The following is a 19,341-nucleotide window of genomic DNA, read 5'->3' as shown; positions in this document are numbered from 1 at the left end:
TTATCGCTAAGTTTTCTATCGATAGCTATTAACATGGCTAAAACAAAAGGCGGTCAATTGACCGCCTTTTTCATGTGCGTAACTTAGCAAACTTATGCCAGATTTTTCGCCACGAATTCCCAGTTTACCAGAGCCCAGAAGTTCTCCAGATATTTAGGACGCGCATTGCGATAGTCGATGTAGTAGGCGTGTTCCCAAACGTCCACGGTCAGCAGAGGCTTATCACCGCTGGTCAGTGGTGTTGCTGCGTTTGAGGTGTTCACAATTGCCAAAGAACCATCGGCTTTTTTAACCAGCCAAGTCCAACCAGAACCGAAGTTGCCGATCGCGGATTTAGTCAGTTCTTCTTTGAAAGCGTCGAATGAACCAAATGCTTTGTTAATGGCTTCGGCTACTGCGCCAGTTGGTGTGTTGCCACCTTTTGGTGACAGGCAATGCCAGTAGAAGGTGTGGTTCCAAACCTGAGCGGCGTTGTTGAAGATCCCGCCGGTAGAGGTCTTGATGATCTCTTCCAGTGATTTACCTTCAAATTCAGTGCCTTTAACCAGATTGTTCAGGTTAACCACGTAGGTGTTGTGATGCTTACCGTAATGGTATTCCAAGGTTTCTGCGGAGATGTGCGGTTCGAGTGCGTTTTTTTCGTATGGTAATGCAGGTAATTCAAAAGACATTGCTCTCTCCTATTATTGCTCTATTTTGCAATGAAACAGTTACACGGAAGTGTTTTATGTTTCATGCATCACACCAACGTTAATGTCAGTGAGCGGGTTTTTAAAATTGAAACGATCTTGTTGTGCTCTTGTTATGGGGATAGATTTTAGCAAGTTTTGAATCTAATAACAGGCAAAATTTTTGTTTTTGGTTATCAATTGATGATTTGTACACCATTCGTTCAAAACGGCGACGGTACGAAAATGAGGGGAAGGGGATAATACAAAGACAGGGTAAATCTAAATGATAGGGATTATCACAAAATACGATTAATCCCTACCATAAATCTGTTTAACAATGACCTTCTGCTATTAACGAATCGTTTTTGGCGTCATTACGCGGCGGGCGCCAACGTAGTGTCCTTGCCAATAATCATTATCTAAATAGCTGATCCGAATTTGTTCGCCGGTGCGAGGTGACTGTATAAATTTACCTTCGCCCATATAAACACCTACATGATCGGCGGCGCCACGATTATTAATACGGAAGAAGACCAAGTCGCCTTTTTGTAGCTCTGTTTTTTTCACCGGAGCCGCATCGCGCAGATGATACATTTCATTGGCGGTACGCGGGATCTTGATGCTCAGTAAATCCTGATAGGCGTAATAGACTAAACCGCTGCAGTCGAAGCCCGTGCTTGGTGAAGCTCCACCCCAGCGATACGGTTTGCCTACCTGATTCATCAGCTTATTCATAGCCGTCTGCTTGGCATGCTGGTAGCGTTTTTTATGCTGAGGGCTCAAACGGATTGGTTTACCATCAACGATTTCAATATTGTTTTGATTCAGCTTGGCTAATTCGCCTTTGCTGTTTCTGCCATGGCTATTCAATTCACCGCGCTGGCGACCATAGGTTTTTTTATTACTAACGCGAGCTAGCCTAGCCGTGGAATGAGTGTCGCTTTTCTTGACGCTGGATTTTGCCTTCGGTTTAGAAATAGAGGCTAATACTGCTTTATCTATTTTTTTGCTATTGGCTTTATTGCGCGCAACGGCTCTATTTTTGGCGAACTTGGTGGCGAGAGCGGTAGGCTGAACGTCTGCTGTTTTTTTACTCGCCTTGCTTTTTTGCTCTACCGATTTTTTATTTTTTGCCGTTGTTGTAGGTGCCGCAGTTTTTTCTTTTTTGCTGGTGGCCGGCTTTCGTTTTTTACGATCGGCAGTTTCGCTACTTGTCGCATGCGACTTTCGCTGATCGGCAACGACTTTATGCCCCGGAGAGGCATTCGCTGCATTAGCAAATAGCTGTGTAAACAGCAGAACAAAGAGCGCGATATATAGACGCATCGATAGGTTCCAGACTTTGTCCCAAGCAAAAAACATGGCAAACAGTATTAAATAAACCGCCGCAACAAAACAGCATTCATTTCTGCTATTTATATTCTCTTTGTGACCAAATGTTACGGTGATTGAATCAGATACTGTTTTGTTCAAAAAACGCGGTAATTCTGATCGTGTACAAAACGGATATAGCATAGCACGTTTTTAGATTAAACTGAGCTTACGCTGTGACGGGATGTTGAAATTCAGATAATAGCCACATAAAAGATGGCGTTTTTTTCTCAGAGCGACACTCGGTACAATCCAGTACAATAATTCGATATGCACTTGCATGCCATAGGCATAACACTGGCTAGAGGAAGTAAACTAAAATGACAATGACCACCATTGAAAAAATTCAGCGTCAACTGGCTGAAAACCCGATTATTTTGTACATGAAAGGCTCACCAAAATTGCCAAGCTGTGGCTTCTCTGCGCAAGCCGTTCAGGCATTGTCGGCCTGTGGCGAACGTTTTGCCTATGTTGATATTCTGCAAAATCCGGATATTCGTGCTGAACTGCCAAAATATGCGAACTGGCCAACCTTCCCGCAGCTGTGGGTTGAGGGTGAACTGGTTGGCGGCTGTGACATCATTATTGAGATGTACCGTGCTGGCGAACTGCAGCAGCTGATTAAAGAGACTGCGGCGAAGCATCCTGCGCAGGAAGAACAGTAATCGTTGATGATTATTGTGAGAAAAATAAAAGGCGCCTAAGGGCGCCTTTATAATTTATTGCGTTAACTCAGAAATAAAAATTCTTACACCGCTCGATGCTGCAACAAGAAAAAGAGGCAGACTATTCGGTGGTTTCTGGCGCAGGCGTTGGCAATGGCCATCCACCCATACGTTTCCAGCGGTTTACCAACTCACAAAACAGCGTTGCGGTTTGTTCAGTATCATATAGCGCAGAGTGGGCCTGAGTGCTATCAAAGGGGATCTCTGCGGCGATACAGGCTTTCGCCAGCACGGTTTGTCCTAATACCAAACCGCTCAGGGCGGCAGTATCAAAGGTGGCGAACGGATGGAATGGATTGCGTTTTAAACCAGCACGTTCTGCGGCGGCCATCACAAATGAATGATCGAAGTGCGCGTTATGCGCAACGATTACCGCACGATTACAGTCCTGATCTTTAATGCCTTTACGAACCGCTTTGAAAATAGCATGCAGCGCTTCGTATTCGCTCACCGCGCCACGCAATGGATTTTCAGGATCGATGCCGTTGAATGCCAGAGCCTCTGGAACAAGAACGGAGCCAACAAAAGGCTCAACGTGGAAATGAAGTGTTTCATGTGGCTCTAACCATCCATCGTCAGTCATGCGTAACGTGACTGCCGCAATTTCAAGTAGCGCGTTGGTGTTGGCATCAAAACCCGCAGTTTCAACATCAATGACAACAGGATAGAACCCGCGAAAGCGCGCGCTCAGCGTATTAAGATTGGTGGTTTCAGCCATGTTCAACTTCTGGTCTATGGAATGCAGCGCGCATTATGGCAAATTTTTTTGCAGTTTGCAGTCAGCAAACGTGGGGTGACTCTCATTCAGACAAAACATAAAAAAGCGAACGGCCATGCGTTCGCTGTATTTTTAAGCAAAGCAGTCAGGTTTTATCCTAGGGAGGCGAGGTTAGTTCCCTAAGCCTGCATCTGCCTGTTTGTTTTCGATCAGTTCGATTTTGTAGCCATCGGGATCTTCAACAAAAGCAATAATAGTACTCCCCCCTTTAACCGGGCCTGCTTCACGCGTGACTTTTCCACCAGCCTTGCGGATGTTTTCACAGGTCGCTGCAACATCATCAACGCCTAATGCCAAATGGCCAAACGCGGTGCCCATGTCGTAGCTTTCTACGCCCCAGTTGTAGGTCAGTTCGATAACGGAACCCACGCTCTCATCACTGTAGCCGACGAACGCAAGGGAGTATTTATACTCTTCGTTCTCGCTGGTACGCAGCAGACGCATGCCTAAAACGTTGGTGTAGAAGTCGATTGAGCGTTGCAGATGACCAACACGCAGCATGGTATGAAGTAACCGCATAATTTCCCTCTGAAATTAGAATGACCTTGATGACAAGGCTTCGCTATCAGCAATAGCGACAGGATGTAGACACATTGTAACAGCCTACTTTCAGCGATCAATAAAAGCCCCTGATTAATCGCCAGAGCCGTAAATAAAAAACCCTCTGACAGAGTGGAGGCGGTCAGAGGGTTGGCAGCTATGCCAAGGTATTAATATTGCAGCTATAGCGTTGGATAATCTGTGTAGCCTTTAGCATCACCACCATAGAAGGTTTCAGGATGTGGCGTATTCAGTGGGGCTTTTTTCTCTAAGCGCTCGACCAAATCAGGGTTAGCGATAAAGTTACGACCAAAAGCCACCGCGTCAATGAGACCTTGGTTCAACAACGTTTCGGCCTTTTCTGCGGTATATCCGCCTGAACCAATAATGACGCCGCTAAACTGTTTGCGAACTGCCTGACGGAATGCCTCTGAATAAGGCTTGCCGCCTGCCCAATCTGGCTCAGAAAGATGCAGGTAGGCAATTTTACGTTGGTTAAGCTGACCGATCAGGTAAAGCGCCGCTTCTTCTTGATCTTCACCATTGTCCAGACCATTGAACGGGCCTAATGGAGAAATACGGATCCCAACGCGGCCCGCGCCAGATTCGGCAATCGCAGCGTCAACGACTTCTAGAGTTAAACGTGCGCGATTTTCAATGTTGCCACCGTATTGATCGGTGCGGTGGTTTGAGGCCGGTGACATGAATTGATGCAATAAATAGCCATGGGCAGCGTGAAGCTCAACCAGATCAAAACCGGCTTGGCTAGCAAGGCTCACCGCATGACGGAAATCGTTAACGATGCCCGGAATTTCACTGGTTTCTAAAGCGCGAGGTTGTGAACAAGGCACGCGTACCCAGTGACCATTTTCATCACGTACGGTGGTGCGGGTATCGGCGGCAATCGCAGAAGGTGCAACGGGAGCCTGTTGGTTAGGTTGCAGGCTATTATGAGAAATACGGCCAACGTGCCACAGCTGTACGGCGATATGTCCGCCTTGCTTATGGACGCCTGACACAATTTTTTTCCATGCGGCTAGCTGCTCTGGCGTATGCAGGCCTGGAGCACCGGCATATCCTTTGGCTTGGAATGAAACCTGAGTGGCCTCAGTAATGATCAAACCTGCGCCCGCGCGCTGGTTGTAGTATTCACCCATCAGCGGGGTTGGAATATCACCCGGTTCTATGCTGCGCAAGCGTGTCAGCGGAGCCATGAAAATGCGATTAGGTAAAGTAACGTCACCAACGGTGACCGGAGTGAATAACTTTTCGATTTTCATAGTCAATCCTGTTGCAGTTGTTGCGCATTATCATGCGCCACGAAGTTTAGGTTAGCTCGTCAGACGTGGGTAAAACGTGACAGCGAGGCTTGGGCAAAGACTAATAGACCAGTTGGTCTAAGTCAATACAAGCACAGATAGTTTGTGAAGAAATAATTGTAAACGCAGGAATTATAGGCAGTTACAGAGAGTGAAACGCCCACGAACAGCACGCGACTGTTCGTGGGAAAGGGGGATTAGGAGAGGATTGTGGCTTAGTAAGCGGCGGTGAATTGCTGCTTAATAAATTGTGGTTGTTCAATTTCATTCAGGATGACAACGGCAAGATCCTCAACGGAAATACTGGCAGGCGCATCACCGTTCATCAGCAATGACGTTGTACCCAAACGGAAACTGCCGGTACGTTGACCCGGCTTTAGCATGGCCGCGGGGGATAATAACGTCCAATCCAGTTGGCTACCGGCACGTAATGTGTCACGCAGTTCACGAGCACCTTGCGCGCCAGGACGGATCTCTGCGGGGAACTGTGGTGTATCGAGCAGTTCAACACCTGGTGCCACTTCAAGGCTACCCGCGCCGCCGACCACCAAGAAACGTTTCACGCCTGATTTTTCGACCGCTTTCAAAATAGCATTGCTACCTTTGACAAAGTTGGCGTACAGGTCAGGATCGGTCCAGCCGGGGTTAAAGGCGCTGATTATCGCATCTACGCCTTTGAGCGTTTGTGCCAGCCAATCAATGTCGGTCACATCGCCAAGTGCAATATGCAAATGGCTATTAGTGGGTAAATCTTTGGTATGACGAGCGATGGCGGTAACGTCATGACCACGCGCCAGCGCCTCGTTAACCACCACACGACCGACAAAACCTGTTGCACCGATAATAGCGAGTTTCATTATTCATTCCTTTTTCAACATTGATTGCGATAGAGAAACTTTAAGCCTTAACAGCGTGGCTGATAAGTGGCATATTGCCACTAACTTCTTTAAGTAAAACTTTAAGATGAGAAGGGGGATTCGATGGATAAACTTAATCGTATGGCGGTATTTGCCGTTGTCGTCGCGGAAGGTTCACTCAGCGCGGCGGGGCGGCGTTTAGGCATGAGCGCTTCCGCGGTGAGTCAACATATGCGAACGCTAGAGCAGAGTTTGGGTGTGGCGCTGCTGCATCGTTCTACGCGAAAACTAACGCTCACGGATGCGGGCGCGGCATTTTATCCAGGCTGCAAAACCATGTTGCATGAGGCGAGTCAGGCGGAGCAAAGACTGGCCGAAATGCGCGACACGCTGGTTGGCGAATTGCGCATTGCTACAACGATAGGTCTTGGTGGAACACCGCTTGCGCAGGCTCTTGCCCCGCTATTGCAAGCTCATCCCAAGCTGAGTCTGCGGATCTTAGCTAACGATGAAATTATTAATTTAATTGATATTCGCGCTGATATTGCTTTGCGGGTTAATCGACAATTGGACGATGCTTCTTATATTGCGCATCCGCTCGCGACGTGGCCGATGGTGTTATGTGCATCGCCGCGTTATTTAAACCGCAGCGGGATACCTGAATCCCCGCATGAATTGACGCAGCATCAGTGGTTGATCAGCACCAACGATGCAATTCCTACCTCAATCACCTTACAAAAACGCAGCGGGGAAGTGTGCAAAATTCGGCTGCCCGATATTGCCACCGGCAGTAGCAGCATGAATGTATTACGCGCATTTACGCTGGAGGGATTAGGGATCTCAGTTCAGCCGCTGTATGAAATCAGCCATGAGCTTCAGAGAGGAGAGTTAGTGGTGCTGTTACCTGAATGGCGACCCACGCCGCTCAAGCTGCACGCATTAACGTTAGAGAGAGTGCATACTGAAAAAAGCCGTCAGGCTATGCTCTGCTTGCGTAATTTCTTTCAGACATATAAAGATACAGAATATTAAACGAAAATTGATTTGCTCAGTTCCTTGTTTGCGTCTTCACTTAAGATAGTAAGCAGGAGGTATATCGTGGCCCAGCAGCTTGAGTTTTTTGATATTCCTAGCCCGTGTCGAGGTATATGCCAGACGGACGAGCGGGGCTACTGTCGTGGCTGTATGCGTAGCCGAGAAGAACGGTTTGACTGGATGAAACTGAGCGATCCGCAAAAACGCGATGTGCTCCGTTTGTGCCGCCAACGATTTTTACGTCAGCGGCGCAACGATAATGCCGAACAAATCAATCCGCCGGAGCAGCCATCGTTGTTTTGATATCTCAGGGCTTGCTTGTCACAGAAGAGGCCACGCTTTGCTGTAGCTGCGATAAAGAACAATATAAGCGCCATACCAGACCGGCTAAATCACGGCCGCTTTGATCCGGATGGCGAGATAACACCTCGCTGATCCTTAACAGTTCGGCTAAGGTGCCATCGAGCGACTCATGCTGAACGCCTTTCTCCGTCATAATCCCATTCAAGCAGTGTATGCAAACGTCGCGCACCGCAGAAAGTGGATCGGAACGTGTCTGCCATTCCCGCAGTTGCCATACTATATGGCTACAGTTAAGTAACACGACGCCCCAACGCAGCACCCAAATACGCGATAGTTCATCCTTGCTTTGATTAAGCTGGCTGATGCGATGATAAATCCGAGACTCGAACTGGCTTTCATCCTGTTGAGGATGACGGCTTATCTGATCCATAAAATCTAGCCGCAGAGCGCGAACGATTCGGCGACTTTTACGTTTATCAGAGCTTGGCCGCAGGATTTGAAATGCCACGGCTGCCAGCAATACACCGCAAATTTTAGCGATGTTACCGTTCACGAAACTGCTGTAATCGTATTCTGGTGGGTTGGTGACCAACAAAAATGAACCCATGAAGACAATCAGCTGTCCCCATAGCGCCGCGGTTTTAGGATTTTGTAGTTTGAGCAACTGCATAGTGAGTAAAACCGGCAGCAGGAATGCACAGAACACCCAGAAGTCATCGATTTGAATCATCAACCCAAATTTTGCCAGATAGCAGCCAATGGACAGCAACACCATCGCTTTGAATAACGTGCTTAGGCTGGTCATAGGGGAGGCTGACGTGGAATAGAGCACGCAGGTAATTGCGGTAATAGTTAATGCCGCAGAGCCCGCATCCCATTGGGTATTAATCCAGAATCCACAGCCGACGATGAGCACAATAAACGTACGCAAAGCATTGTAGCCCGACTCCATACTATCCGTATGCCGCGCGATACTGTGAACTTTTGGCGGCGAAAAGCTATCTTCTGGGGTTGAGTTTTCGATGTGGCGAATCCACCGGCTGCCTTGTAAATAGAGCCAGCAGAAATAACGTAGGCGCAGATAAAACGTGCGTAGCCGATAATCGCTTGGATCCTGCGGATAAATGCGGCTGAGAATTTTGGCTAAACGATATTTGTTGGTGTTAGGATCCTGCAACTCTTTTAGGGTGTCTTGTAATACATCCTGCAAGAATTCAGGACGTTCGGGCCAATTCACCAGCATTCGACGAATGCTGGAAATCACGCTGGTTAGCCGCAGTTGTCGATGCAGTAAAAAATTGAGCACATTATTGCGACTTCGCATCCGGTGGTTGCTCCAGAATGCCTGAATACGCAAGATATTCATGGTCAGGATTTGGCCGATCAGACCTTCATGGGATGTCCGCATCTCTGGTGTTGTCTCTGGATGCCACACCATGGTGGCATGTTCCAGTAAACGCTGATGCATTCTGCGTAGCGAGGTCACGAGATTGTTGCCATCGGACGTGCTCGGCAGAATCATCATCATAAAGGCACCGCACAGAATTCCTGTGATCACTTCGCAGACGCGAGCCTGTGCAATATCAAAAATTTGCATGGTATCGGTGGATTCTGCCGTTGAGAAGGCGATGATCGCAGCGGTATAACCTGCTAAAGCAAAAGCGTAGGCGACGTTATTTTGGTAATGATTCGAGACATAGGTGCAAAGCGAAATCCACGCCGCAATATAAAAAGTAAATAACCAAGGGTCGTTTAGTGTTTGTCCTGCGATCAATACGGAAGCTGCGGCGCCGATTAGGCTGCCCGCGATGCGGCCGATACTCTTGCTGATAACCCCGCCAACGGTAGGAAAACTCACCACCGCGGCAGACGTAAACGCCCAATAGGGGTCATCCAGATCTAATAAAAAAGCGACCCAGAGCGCCAAACACATGGCAATAGCGTTGCGAAGTGCATAACGCCATTGTGCTGCGTTGGCTTTTGCCCACGGAGTATTGCGCCAATCTAGCCAAGAGAAATTCACCATGCTGTCCTGTTAACGGCTGCGAACAGAAATTGTGCAGGTGGTTCCCGCAACCAGCAAAACATCTTTAGGCACATTTTCAAGCTTAATTCGGATCGGCACCCGTTGAGCCAGTCGTACCCAAGGTACGTTCGGTTTTACATTAAGCAGCATATTATCGCTGCTATCGACGCTTTGGTCATAAATTGCGCGGCCAATACTTTCTACGCGTCCCTGTAATGGAATATTTCCGTTATACAGAGTTATATCCACGTTATTTCCGATGTTTATATGTCTGAGTTTGGTTTCTTCGAAATAACCCATCACATAAAACGAATTAATATCAATAAGAGCCACGAGCGGTGAGCCAATAGAGGCATAATTTCCCACTCGGGTTTGTAAATTAGTTATAAATCCACTGACCGGAGCATAAATATTTGTGTGGTGTAAATTCCACTCAGCCTGTTCCAAATTAGATTGCGCGGATTTATAATTCGCTTTCATTGCTTGCGCATTCAGTTGGGCCTCGTCGAGGTCTTCTGCGGAGATAACGTTACGCGGTAGGTTTCCACGGCGAGCGGCTTCATGGTTAGCTTTGGCTAAATCTGACTCGGCCTTAGCCATCGCGGCATTGGCATTACTTAGCGCAATTTCGAACGGCGTAGGGTCTAAAGAAAATAACAGTTCACCTTGTTTTACCTGTTGGTTATCACTGATATTTACTTTAATTATTTTTCCCGATACTTCTGGTGTAATATTGACGAGCTCGGCACGGACTTTACCATCTCGCGTCCAAGGCGATTGCATATAATAATTCCAAGCCCACCAGCCGGCGGTGATTGCAATTGCACAAACTATAACCGTTGAGAAGTAGCGTAATGTGTTCTGTTTCATATTATTTTACCAACTGGTTAATAGCCAAAGACTGGTGCTTACACAGATGACGAAAATTGACAAATCCATTAGCGTTGGATGCCAAATATCGCCAGAGTAAATCACATCGCGGAATAAACGATGAATAAGCAACCAGAAAACAATACCGAGTAAAACAGCTTTAAAAATAGGCGGAAAATAGAGCGATGCGCCTAATATCAGATCTGGCAACGGTGAGCCTTGGGATGAAGAAAGGATGTCCATGTTTACCACTCCAGATCCATTAAGAGATTTATAGGTAACATAGATGTTAATTGTCCATAAGCATAGATTATTTTCTGGAGGATATAGATATACATTTGAAATTTTTACGATTGAGAACCAAACTAGTAGCTACTCTGGGTGAATATCTTAGCACGCTAATTATAAGGAGAGTAAATTGGAATCGACACTAGGCTCGGATTTAGCACGATTAGTTCGTGTATGGAGAGCGTTAATTGATCAGCGTTTGAAACCGCTTGAATTGACACAAACGCATTGGGTTACTCTATACAATATTAATCGTCTACCGCCGGAGCAGTCTCAGATCCAACTGGCTAAAGCTATCGGCATTGAGCAGCCTTCATTAGTTCGCACGTTGGACCAGCTTGAAGAGAAGGGCTTAATTACACGCCATACCTGCGCAAACGATCGCCGCGCTAAACGCATTAAGTTGACGGAAGAAGCTGCACCTATTATCAAGGAAGTTAATGACGTTATCACGATGACGCGTGGTGAGATCTTATCTGGCGTTTCACCAGAAGAAGTGACACTGCTGACTAGCTTAATTGAGCGTCTGGAACAAAATATAATTCACTTACAAAACAAATAATTATAATTATTTTTTATTACTAACAGCAAACCAAAAAAAACCGGAGGCATTGCCTCCGGTTTCGTGTTCTCGTTTAACTAAGCCAATCAGGCTTAGTTAGTCGCTGAGACGCTGACGCTGCTGCCGCTAGCAGCAGCATGACACGCTGACCAACCGCGAAAGGTTTGCTGCCGTTTTTCTGCACTACGGCAATCGTTTTGCCATCGTCTTTACGTACCACTAACTGCACGCCATCGGTACGGTTAACAGCACCTTCAATGCTGTTACCGGCTAAGCCGCCCGCAACTGCGCCAGCCGCCGTTGCTAAGCTACGACCAGTACCGCCGCCCACGGTGTTACCTAAGAAACCACCTAACACCGCGCCACCGATAGAGCCAATGACGTTGCTATCGTTGCCAGCCTGAATACGAACCGGCTGAATTGACACGATGCTACCGTAAGTAACCTGCTGAACTTCTTTAGCCTGACCCGCAGTATAAACGTCACCAGATAATGTGCTGGTGTTTGCACAACCAGCCAACGAAGCGCCGGCAAGAGCGATAACAATAAGACGCTTAATCATAACAATATTCCTTCCATTCTAGCCTTCTACGCGCGGGCTTGTTTTTTGGCCTGTCGTTACGGCTGTGTGTTTACTCTAAAAGGTTGGCTATAAACAAACTATTGCCTATACCAATGCCTGTATCGCTGTAGCATACAGATGATTGACTCAACCAACAATAAACGACCGTTTAAGTTTTGTCGGTTTAAATAATCACCAACTCTTTTACTATTTTACTGCATTTTGTCAGTCTACGAATCGTTCGTAAGGAAAATATTACGTCAAGAAAGGTCAGCAATGTTTATGATATTGGCACGGAAATTAGATAAATCCGGTTCCGTTTAGTGGCTGAAGAGGCTAATTTCAACTAACGAAAATAAATAAGGACGATGAAATGAGATCGGGACGGTACATTGGCGTGATGTCAGGAACCAGCCTTGACGGGATCGACGTTGTCATTGCCGCTATTGATGAGCGGATGGTCGCACAGCAAAGCAGATATTCACATCCCATTCCTATGGACGTAAAACAATCAATTTTAGGCATGTGCCAAGGGCAAGCGGTGACGCTAGCGCAGGTCGGTGAGTTAGACCGACAGATGGGAAGTCTCTATGCCGAAGCGATTAACCATTTATTAAAGCAAGCCTCGCTGACACCGCAAGACATTACGGCCATTGGCTGTCACGGCCAAACCGTTTGGCATCAGCCCGAGGGTGATAATCCGTTTACCATGCAGTTGGGTGACAATAACCGTGTTGCCGCACTCACTGCGATTACGACCGTGGGTGATTTTCGCCGCCGCGATATGGCCTATGGCGGGCAAGGCGCGCCGTTAGTGCCTGCTTTCCATCATGCGCTACTCACGCATCCGGTAGAACGGCGCATGGTGCTTAATATTGGCGGCATCGCCAATCTTTCCCTGCTTTTACCGGGGTTATCGGTCAGAGGATTCGATACCGGTCCCGGTAATATGCTGCTGGATGCTTGGATCTGGCGTAATCATGGCAAGGCCTATGACGAAGATGCGGCGTGGGCAAAACAGGGCTCGGTGAATCAGCCTTTATTGCAACACCTTTTGGCGGCACCTTATTTTGCGCGTCCGGCGCCGAAAAGCACGGGGCGAGAACTGTTTAATTTGGGCTGGTTGGAACAACAACTGGCCCAATTCCCGGCGATTGCCGCCGTAGACGTTCAGGCTACGCTGGTGGAGCTTACCGCAATTAGCATTTGCGATCAGGTTCAATTGGCGGGCGGCTGTGAACGTTTACTGGTATGCGGCGGAGGGGCGAGAAATCCGCTCATTATGAGTCGTATGGCGGCGTTGCTGGCGGGAACGGAAGTCTGTAGTACTGACGCCTATGGCGTGAGTGGCGATGATATGGAAGCGTTGGCCTTCGCCTGGCTGGCTTACCGTACGTTATCGGGTATGCCCGGTAACTTACCTTCGGTCACTGGTGCTTCACAGGAAACCGTTCTTGGCGCGATTTATCCAGCCAACCACGCAATTTGATTTTCTGATTCAATTTAAAAATACAATGGGAGAACGCTCATGTTTAAATATATCGCTGCCGCAGGTGCGATTTTATTATTGGCAGGTTGTCAGACCGCGCACAAAGAGGCTGCGCCTGAGCCGCTGAGTTACCAATGTGGTACGACTCCGTTGACCGTAACCGTGGATAATCAGAAGGATCAGGTCAGTTTCATCATGGATGGCAATCAGTTAACGCTACCACAGGTGATTTCTGCGTCCGGCGCGCGTTACAGCGACGGCAAGTACACCTTCTGGTCTAAAGGCAATACCGCGTTTATCGAACGTAACGACCAAATCATCATTAACGACTGCGTGCTGAAATCTTAATCATTTCTGGGGCTGCACCCGCGGCCCCAACCGTTTTTCCCTTTCGTATAATGACTGTCCCTATAATACGCGGTGTACTGTCACTGCTCGTCGACGCATTTCGTAATGCTATGAAAAATTACTTTCAATTCAGTGTTATAGATATCTGCTGCCGTCTTTGAATGGCACGGGGATTTGCTCACAGGCATATTTTTTCCTCAATAATGGCTAATGCAGCAACAACGATAGTTGTGAGTGAATTGAGATTATCCCGCCACGGGAGCAGAATAGCGTTCTGGACTTGTGATGGACTGCTGAATATGAGTGAAAACAACGAGTTTGATGTTGCCGATCTGCGTCGTGAGTATGTACGCGGTGGACTGCGCCGAAGCGATCTGACGGACGATCCGCTAGAGATGTTTGAGCGTTGGTTAAAACAAGCCTGTGAGGCGCGTTTAGCCGACCCAACGGCCATGTGTGTGGCGACGGTAGACAAAAGTGGCCAACCGTATCAGCGCATTGTGTTACTCAAGCATTTTGACCAGCAAGGAATGGTGTTCTACACCAACCTAGGCAGCCGCAAAGCGCAACAGCTGGAAGAGAACCCTCATATTAGCCTGCATTTCCCGTGGCATATGCTCGATCGCCAAGTCAGCATATTAGGCACGGCAGAAAAGCTATCGACGCTAGAAGTGATGAAATATTTCCATAGCCGGCCGAAAGATAGCCAAATCGCGGCTTGGGTATCTCATCAATCGTCACGCATTTCGACGCGCGGCATCTTGGAAGGTAAGTTCCTCGAGCTGAAACAGAAATTCTTACAGGGTGAAATCCCCTTGCCAAGCTTCTGGGGCGGATACCGCGTAAAAATTAACTCGATGGAATTCTGGCAGGGGCGAGAAAACCGCTTACACGACCGTTTTATTTATCAACGCCAAGGCGATGCGTGGGAAATTGACCGGTTGGCGCCTTAATCAGCGAAAAACACCAGTTAAATCTAGCGCGATGGGCGTGACCCCTTTATTCTATAGGGCTTATCACCCGCACGAACTATCACTCGTATGGAACGCGCGGTAGTAAATTAAAATTTAATGGAGTCTTTAATGGCGAGCAGCAACCTGATTAAACAACTGCAAGAGCGGGGCCTCATTGCCCAGGTAACGGATGAAGAAGCGTTGGCAGAGCGACTGGCGCAAGGGCCACTAGCACTGTATTGCGGTTTCGATCCGACCGCTGACAGCTTGCACTTGGGCCATCTGGTTCCGTTGCTGTGCTTGAAACGTTTCCAGTTAGAAGGCCATAAGCCTGTTGCCTTGGTTGGCGGCGCGACAGGGCTTATCGGTGACCCAAGCTTTAAAGCTACCGAGCGTAAACTGAATACGCAGGATACCGTGCACGAGTGGGTAGATAAAATCCGCCATCAGGTTGCACCGTTCCTCGATTTCGACTGTGGTGAAAACAGCGCTATTGCGGCCAACAACTATGATTGGTTCGGCAATATGAACGTGCTGACCTTCCTACGTGATATCGGTAAACACTTCTCTGTTAATCAGATGATCAACAAAGAAGCGGTAAAACAGCGTTTGAACCGTGACGACGTGGGTATCTCGTTCACAGAGTTCTCCTACAACCTGCTGCAGGGTTATGACTTTGCTAGCCTGAACGAGCTGCACGGCGTTGAGTTGCAAATCGGTGGTTCTGACCAGTGGGGCAACATTACTTCAGGTATTGATTTAACCCGTCGTCTGCACCAGAAGCAGGTTTGGGGCTTGACCGTTCCGTTGATCACCAAAGCAGATGGCACCAAATTCGGCAAAACCGAAGGTGGCGCAGTGTGGCTGGATCCGAAGAAAACCAGCCCATACAAATTCTACCAATTCTGGATCAACACCGCCGATGCGGACGTGTATCGTTTCCTTAAGTTCTTCACCTTTATGGACCTGAAGGATATCGACGCGCTGGAAGAAGAAGACAAAAACAGCGGCAAAGCGCCGCGTGCACAATACGTGCTGGCTGAGCTGGTGACCCGCATGGTTCACGGCGAAGAAGGATTAGCCGCTGCAAAACGTATTACCCAGAGCCTGTTCTCTGGCGCGCTGAGCGAAATGACCGAAGCTGACTTTGCTCAACTGGCGCAGGACGGTATGCCAATGGTTGAACTGGCACGTGATGCAGACTTGCAACAGGCGCTGGTGGATTCCGAGCTACAGCCGTCTCGTGGTCAGGCGCGTAAAACGATCGCGTCGAATGCAATTACCATCAATGGTGAAAAACAGTCTGATCCGGAATATACCTTCAGCGATGCTGACCGTCTGTTCGGACGCTTTACTTTATTGCGTCGCGGTAAAAAGAATTACTGCCTGATTTGCTGGAAATAAGCCACGGATGCAATAAAAGGGGGACTCAGGTCCCCCTTATTTTCCCCTTAATATGAATAAACCGCTGTCGAGAGCGACAGTGAAGTAGGTCGCATCCATGAAAAATATCCTATCTATTCAATCTCATGTGGTTTTTGGTCATGCAGGAAACAGCGCAGCTGAGTTTCCTATGCGTCGTATGGGCGTAAATGTCTGGCCACTGAACACCGTTCAGTTTTCAAATCATACCCAGTACGGTCACTGGACTGGCTGTGTGATGCCAGCCAATCATTTGACGGAAATTGTGCAGGGAATTGCAGACATCGATCAGCTTAAAAACTGCGATGCCGTATTGAGTGGGTATATCGGTTCGCCAGAACAGGGCGGACATATTTTGGATATTGTACGCAAAGTCAAAGCTGCCAACCCAAATGCTTGGTATTTCTGCGACCCAGTGATGGGGCATCCGGAAAAAGGGTGTATCGTTGCGCCGGGCGTAGCCGAGTTTTTTGCGCGCGATGCGGTTGCCTGTAGCGATATCATGGCGCCTAATCTGTTGGAGTTGGAACAGCTGACGGGACATACCATTAATAGCGTAGAAGAAGCGCTGGTTTCCGCTCGCAGCGTTATTGCTCGCGGACCGAAAGTGGTTCTGGTTAAACATTTGTCCTACGCCGGCTATCACAAAGATCGCTTTGAAATGATCTTGGTTACCGCCGATGAAGCATGGCACATCAGCCGTCCGTTGGTCGATTTTGGTGCCCGCCAGCCGGTTGGCGTGGGGGATTTAACCAGTGGTTTACTGTTGGTGAACATGCTGAAAGGTGAGCCGCTGAAGAAAGCCTTAGAACATGTGACCGCAGCTGTTTATGAAGTGATGCTGTCCACCAAAGAAATGGGTGAATATGAGCTGCAGGTTGTAGCAGCTCAGGATCTGATCGCTCAGCCAGTGCATCAGTTTGCGGCTGTGGCGCTGTAAAACGGCTTAATATTGCATTGATAAAAAAATCCTCCTGCGGTCTACATGAGTGCAGGGGGATTTTTTATTTGCCTAAGGTCAGAATGGTTTGGTCGGCAAATATTTCCCATCAAAGGTGATCACCGCGCGTGAACCACCGTCTGGATCTTCCACTTTCTTAATATCCAGCTTGAAGTTGATGGCGCTGATGATGCCATCTCCAAACTGTTCGTGCACCAGCGCTTTGAGCGTTGTGCCATATACCTGCAGCATTTCGTAGAAACGATAGATGGTTGGGTCGGTTGGGATACCCTGAGGAATCGAGCCGCGCAGTGGTATCGCCTGCAATAGCAGCGCCGCATCTTCTGGCAACTCGAGTTGTTTAACGATTTTTTGCGCGGCATGTTCCGGTAATGGATGCTGGCCTAACAATGCGGCGGTGACGAAGGCAATACTCATATCCGTGCCGTCGGCCAGATCCTGCCAAGTCAGGTTTTTCACCATTTTGGCCATAATAATGGTTTCTGTAAGGGCGATGCGGGCGTTTTGAGTCGTCAGTGTTTGAGTCATAATATTCTCCAAAATAGTCAATGAATTAGGCGGCGTTAGCTGCGCGGTGTGATGCCAAGGCGCAGGTGTAAGGATTTTCACTCAGTGAAACGAATTTTTTACTTTCCCCCTCAAGGGTCAGCATTTCTCCGCTTTCAATGTCATAGACCCAACCGTGCAGGTTGAGTCGTTCTTGCTCGATCGCGACCGCCACTGAAGGGTGCGTTTTTAGATTGGAAAGTTGAGCAACGACGTTAGCCTGAACCATGCCATTGAGGCTTTCGGCTTCGGACGCATAGAAACGGGTCGCATTAACCAGTTTTGCAGCATCCGCGTGTTTCAGCCATTGAGATACCATCGGCATATGGTCTAGGCAAACGCCTTGGTTAATCGCCGTCATGGCTCCGCAATCCGAGTGTCCACAAATTACGATATCGGTTACGCCTAAAGCGGCGACAGCGTACTCAACGCTGGCTGAAACGCCGCCGACTTCAGGGCCGTAGGACGGAACCAGATTACCCGCATTGCGAATAACGAAAAGATTGCCGGGCTCCTGCTGAGTTAAGAACTCCGGTACAACACGGCTGTCGGAACAGGTGATAAAGAGAACGCTTGGGCTCTGGTTATTCGCCAGATCTTTGAACAGCTTGGTGCGCTGCGGAAAGCATTCCTGTTGGAATTTTAAAAAGCCTTTAATGATGTTCTGCATGATATTTTCCTGCGTGCTAAAACGTGCAGCAAGAATGCGGTTATTTCTCTATAATGTCTAAGTGCCATTTTTTATACTTTGTATAAGTTTTTTGAATAGTAGGTGCTATGTTCCTTCGCAATCTTCGTGCTCTTCTTTCCGTGGTCAAACATCGAAATTTCACCCGCGCTTCAGAGGAAGTCTGCCTTTCTCAGCCCGCGCTATCGCAAAAAATTAAGCAGTTAGAGGAGCAATTGGGCGTCGCTTTGCTCGATCGAACACACCGGATTGTGCGTCCAACCGACGTGGGAGAGGTGTACCTTGAACATGCGCGTCGTGCGTTGAATGAGCTAGAAATGGGCTATCGAGCGATCCATGATGTGCAGGATTTAAGCCGAGGAAGTTTACGGGTTGGCTTTACGCCGACTTTTAGTGCCTATTTGATCGGTCCGTTGTTTAAGCGCTTTTATCAGCTATATCCCAACATTAAGCTGCATCTGCGTGAACTTTCGCAGGAGCAATTAGAAAAAGACTTGCAGGAAAATGAGTTGGATCTTGGCTTGGCGTTTGTTTCTCATCACGTTGAATATATCGATTATCACCCGCTATTTTCTGAAGTGCTCGCCGTGGCTGTGGGGGATAACAGCCCGCTATACAGCAAAGAAAAGATGACGCTGGATGAGATTTCAGCGGTGCCAATGGCGTTGTTAAGTCAGGACTTCGCCACGCGTGCCTATATCGACCACTATTTTGACCAGCATCAGCTAAAACCTCATTTAGCCATTGAGGCCAATTCCATTAACACCATTCTGGATCTGGTTAAAAGCAGTGATTTGGTGTCAGTGCTTCCTCAGGCCATCATTGAGAAACAGCGTGAAATGCACGCCATCAGCTTAGTGCCTTCGTTACCCCAACGTACCGCTGCATTGCTGATTCATAAAACACATTATACAAGCGCGGCAAGCCAAGCTTTTAAGTCACTTATGTTTGAAGAGTTTATGCAGGATCATATTGATTCGAAATGAAAAAGGCCCACTAAGGGCCTTTTAGATAGAGCAGAAAGAGA

General features: G+C 48.0%; 21 protein-coding genes and 1 pseudogene. 10 read left to right on the top strand and 12 right to left on the bottom strand.

Going from position 1 to position 19,341, the window contains the following annotated elements; genetic code table 11:
• Positions 1-92: 92 nt before the first annotated feature.
• Together sodB and BN1044_RS15975 are read right to left on the bottom strand one after the other, a co-directional pair.
• Positions 93-671 carry a superoxide dismutase [Fe] gene (gene sodB / locus BN1044_RS15980; protein ID WP_072309525.1) on the bottom strand — a complete coding sequence of 193 codons (579 nt, stop codon included), beginning with the start codon at positions 669-671 and terminating at the stop codon, positions 93-95.
• A 351-nt stretch (positions 672-1,022) separates the two neighbouring features.
• Entirely contained in the window at positions 1,023-1,997 is a 975-nt protein-coding gene (locus BN1044_RS15975; RefSeq protein ID WP_072309524.1) for a C40 family peptidase, read from the bottom strand.
• 365 nt (positions 1,998-2,362) lie between these two features.
• Here BN1044_RS15975 and BN1044_RS15970 point away from each other — a divergent pair, with 365 nt between their 5' ends.
• On the top strand, positions 2,363-2,707 hold the full coding sequence (locus BN1044_RS15970) for a Grx4 family monothiol glutaredoxin (protein WP_025801068.1): 345 nt from the start codon (positions 2,363-2,365) through the stop codon (positions 2,705-2,707).
• Positions 2,708-2,828: 121 nt separating this feature from the next.
• Here the strand turns inward: BN1044_RS15970 and rnt are convergent, their stop codons facing one another.
• From rnt to BN1044_RS15950, 4 genes are all read right to left on the bottom strand, one after another.
• Positions 2,829-3,485, bottom strand: coding sequence for a ribonuclease T (rnt, locus tag BN1044_RS15965; protein WP_072309523.1), 657 nt, complete (start codon positions 3,483-3,485; stop codon positions 2,829-2,831).
• Positions 3,486-3,656: 171 nt separating this feature from the next.
• Positions 3,657-4,064 (bottom strand): lactoylglutathione lyase, encoded by a 408-nt coding sequence (gene gloA / locus BN1044_RS15960; RefSeq protein WP_046457053.1) that lies wholly within the window; start codon positions 4,062-4,064, stop codon positions 3,657-3,659.
• A gap of 203 nt (positions 4,065-4,267) precedes the next feature.
• A complete protein-coding gene (locus BN1044_RS15955; protein ID WP_072309522.1) occupies positions 4,268-5,365 on the bottom strand; it encodes an alkene reductase in 1,098 nt (365 codons plus the stop codon).
• A 254-nt stretch (positions 5,366-5,619) separates the two neighbouring features.
• A complete protein-coding gene (locus BN1044_RS15950) occupies positions 5,620-6,261 on the bottom strand; it encodes an NAD(P)-dependent oxidoreductase (protein ID WP_072309521.1) in 642 nt (213 codons plus the stop codon).
• A 123-nt stretch (positions 6,262-6,384) separates the two neighbouring features.
• Here BN1044_RS15950 and BN1044_RS15945 point away from each other — a divergent pair, with 123 nt between their 5' ends.
• Positions 6,385-7,293, top strand: coding sequence for a LysR family transcriptional regulator (locus BN1044_RS15945; RefSeq protein WP_072309520.1), 909 nt, complete (start codon positions 6,385-6,387; stop codon positions 7,291-7,293).
• Positions 7,294-7,359: 66 nt separating this feature from the next.
• A complete protein-coding gene (locus tag BN1044_RS15940) occupies positions 7,360-7,599 on the top strand; it encodes a DUF1289 domain-containing protein (protein ID WP_072309519.1) in 240 nt (79 codons plus the stop codon).
• 4 nt (positions 7,600-7,603) lie between these two features.
• On the opposite strand, the gene BN1044_RS15935 is transcribed toward BN1044_RS15940, so the two are convergent.
• The 3 genes from BN1044_RS15935 to BN1044_RS15925 are packed head-to-tail and all read right to left on the bottom strand — an operon-like array spanning position 7,604 to position 10,738.
• Positions 7,604-9,625 carry an FUSC family protein gene (locus BN1044_RS15935; protein WP_175421618.1) on the bottom strand — a complete coding sequence of 674 codons (2,022 nt, stop codon included), beginning with the start codon at positions 9,623-9,625 and terminating at the stop codon, positions 7,604-7,606.
• A 9-nt stretch (positions 9,626-9,634) separates the two neighbouring features.
• Positions 9,635-10,495 (bottom strand): efflux RND transporter periplasmic adaptor subunit, encoded by an 861-nt coding sequence (locus BN1044_RS15930; RefSeq protein WP_072309518.1) that lies wholly within the window; start codon positions 10,493-10,495, stop codon positions 9,635-9,637.
• A 6-nt stretch (positions 10,496-10,501) separates the two neighbouring features.
• Positions 10,502-10,738 (bottom strand): DUF1656 domain-containing protein, encoded by a 237-nt coding sequence (locus BN1044_RS15925; protein WP_046457060.1) that lies wholly within the window; start codon positions 10,736-10,738, stop codon positions 10,502-10,504.
• Between the two features lie 175 nt (positions 10,739-10,913).
• Here BN1044_RS15925 and slyA point away from each other — a divergent pair, with 175 nt between their 5' ends.
• Complete coding sequence (gene slyA, locus BN1044_RS15920; protein WP_072309517.1) at positions 10,914-11,345, top strand: transcriptional regulator SlyA; 432 nt, start codon at positions 10,914-10,916, stop codon at positions 11,343-11,345.
• Positions 11,346-11,437: 92 nt separating this feature from the next.
• On the opposite strand, the pseudogene BN1044_RS15915 reads toward slyA, so the two are convergent.
• Positions 11,438-11,907, bottom strand: a pseudogene (locus tag BN1044_RS15915) (glycine zipper 2TM domain-containing protein).
• Positions 11,908-12,280: 373 nt separating this feature from the next.
• Between BN1044_RS15915 and anmK the strand changes: the two are divergent.
• The 5 genes from anmK to pdxY all read left to right on the top strand — a co-directional run bounded on the left by anmK (position 12,281) and on the right by pdxY (position 17,059).
• Entirely contained in the window at positions 12,281-13,396 is a 1,116-nt protein-coding gene (anmK, locus tag BN1044_RS15910) for an anhydro-N-acetylmuramic acid kinase (protein ID WP_072309515.1), read from the top strand.
• Between the two features lie 39 nt (positions 13,397-13,435).
• Positions 13,436-13,744 (top strand): MliC family protein, encoded by a 309-nt coding sequence (locus BN1044_RS15905; protein WP_072309514.1) that lies wholly within the window; start codon positions 13,436-13,438, stop codon positions 13,742-13,744.
• A 299-nt stretch (positions 13,745-14,043) separates the two neighbouring features.
• Positions 14,044-14,697 (top strand): pyridoxamine 5'-phosphate oxidase, encoded by a 654-nt coding sequence (pdxH, locus tag BN1044_RS15900; RefSeq protein ID WP_072309513.1) that lies wholly within the window; start codon positions 14,044-14,046, stop codon positions 14,695-14,697.
• A 129-nt stretch (positions 14,698-14,826) separates the two neighbouring features.
• Positions 14,827-16,101: a tyrosine--tRNA ligase gene (gene tyrS, locus BN1044_RS15895; protein WP_025801054.1), complete on the top strand. Its 1,275-nt coding sequence runs from the start codon at positions 14,827-14,829 to the stop codon at positions 16,099-16,101.
• 97 nt (positions 16,102-16,198) lie between these two features.
• Complete coding sequence (gene pdxY / locus BN1044_RS15890; protein ID WP_072309512.1) at positions 16,199-17,059, top strand: pyridoxal kinase PdxY; 861 nt, start codon at positions 16,199-16,201, stop codon at positions 17,057-17,059.
• 78 nt (positions 17,060-17,137) lie between these two features.
• On the opposite strand, the gene cynS is transcribed toward pdxY, so the two are convergent.
• Together cynS and BN1044_RS15880 are read right to left on the bottom strand one after the other, a co-directional pair.
• Complete coding sequence (cynS, locus tag BN1044_RS15885; RefSeq protein ID WP_072309511.1) at positions 17,138-17,608, bottom strand: cyanase; 471 nt, start codon at positions 17,606-17,608, stop codon at positions 17,138-17,140.
• A gap of 25 nt (positions 17,609-17,633) precedes the next feature.
• Positions 17,634-18,296 carry a carbonic anhydrase gene (locus BN1044_RS15880; RefSeq protein ID WP_072309510.1) on the bottom strand — a complete coding sequence of 221 codons (663 nt, stop codon included), beginning with the start codon at positions 18,294-18,296 and terminating at the stop codon, positions 17,634-17,636.
• A 107-nt stretch (positions 18,297-18,403) separates the two neighbouring features.
• On the opposite strand from BN1044_RS15880, the gene cynR reads away from it, so the two are divergent.
• Complete coding sequence (gene cynR / locus BN1044_RS15875; protein WP_072309509.1) at positions 18,404-19,300, top strand: transcriptional regulator CynR; 897 nt, start codon at positions 18,404-18,406, stop codon at positions 19,298-19,300.
• Positions 19,301-19,341: the final 41 nt, after the last annotated feature.

Origin of the sequence: Hafnia alvei (assembly GCF_900095695.1) — a bacterium.
GTDB lineage: Bacteria > Pseudomonadota > Gammaproteobacteria > Enterobacterales > Enterobacteriaceae > Hafnia > Hafnia alvei_B.
This window is presented reverse-complemented; position numbering and strand designations above follow the sequence as displayed.

Coding starts and splice junctions, on each gene's coding strand:
- sodB (WP_072309525.1), bottom strand. CDS start 671: ATGTCTTTTGAATTACCTGCATTACCATACGAAAAAAACGCACTCGAA.
- BN1044_RS15975 (WP_072309524.1), bottom strand. CDS start 1,997: ATGCGTCTATATATCGCGCTCTTTGTTCTGCTGTTTACACAGCTATTT.
- BN1044_RS15970 (WP_025801068.1), top strand. CDS start 2,363: ATGACAATGACCACCATTGAAAAAATTCAGCGTCAACTGGCTGAAAAC.
- rnt (WP_072309523.1), bottom strand. CDS start 3,485: ATGGCTGAAACCACCAATCTTAATACGCTGAGCGCGCGCTTTCGCGGG.
- gloA (WP_046457053.1), bottom strand. CDS start 4,064: ATGCGGTTACTTCATACCATGCTGCGTGTTGGTCATCTGCAACGCTCA.
- BN1044_RS15955 (WP_072309522.1), bottom strand. CDS start 5,365: ATGAAAATCGAAAAGTTATTCACTCCGGTCACCGTTGGTGACGTTACT.
- BN1044_RS15950 (WP_072309521.1), bottom strand. CDS start 6,261: ATGAAACTCGCTATTATCGGTGCAACAGGTTTTGTCGGTCGTGTGGTG.
- BN1044_RS15945 (WP_072309520.1), top strand. CDS start 6,385: ATGGATAAACTTAATCGTATGGCGGTATTTGCCGTTGTCGTCGCGGAA.
- BN1044_RS15935 (WP_175421618.1), bottom strand. CDS start 9,625: ATGGTGAATTTCTCTTGGCTAGATTGGCGCAATACTCCGTGGGCAAAA.
- BN1044_RS15930 (WP_072309518.1), bottom strand. CDS start 10,495: ATGAAACAGAACACATTACGCTACTTCTCAACGGTTATAGTTTGTGCA.
- BN1044_RS15925 (WP_046457060.1), bottom strand. CDS start 10,738: ATGGACATCCTTTCTTCATCCCAAGGCTCACCGTTGCCAGATCTGATA.
- anmK (WP_072309515.1), top strand. CDS start 12,281: ATGAGATCGGGACGGTACATTGGCGTGATGTCAGGAACCAGCCTTGAC.
- BN1044_RS15905 (WP_072309514.1), top strand. CDS start 13,436: ATGTTTAAATATATCGCTGCCGCAGGTGCGATTTTATTATTGGCAGGT.
- pdxH (WP_072309513.1), top strand. CDS start 14,044: ATGAGTGAAAACAACGAGTTTGATGTTGCCGATCTGCGTCGTGAGTAT.
- tyrS (WP_025801054.1), top strand. CDS start 14,827: ATGGCGAGCAGCAACCTGATTAAACAACTGCAAGAGCGGGGCCTCATT.
- pdxY (WP_072309512.1), top strand. CDS start 16,199: ATGAAAAATATCCTATCTATTCAATCTCATGTGGTTTTTGGTCATGCA.
- cynS (WP_072309511.1), bottom strand. CDS start 17,608: ATGACTCAAACACTGACGACTCAAAACGCCCGCATCGCCCTTACAGAA.
- BN1044_RS15880 (WP_072309510.1), bottom strand. CDS start 18,296: ATGCAGAACATCATTAAAGGCTTTTTAAAATTCCAACAGGAATGCTTT.
- cynR (WP_072309509.1), top strand. CDS start 18,404: ATGTTCCTTCGCAATCTTCGTGCTCTTCTTTCCGTGGTCAAACATCGA.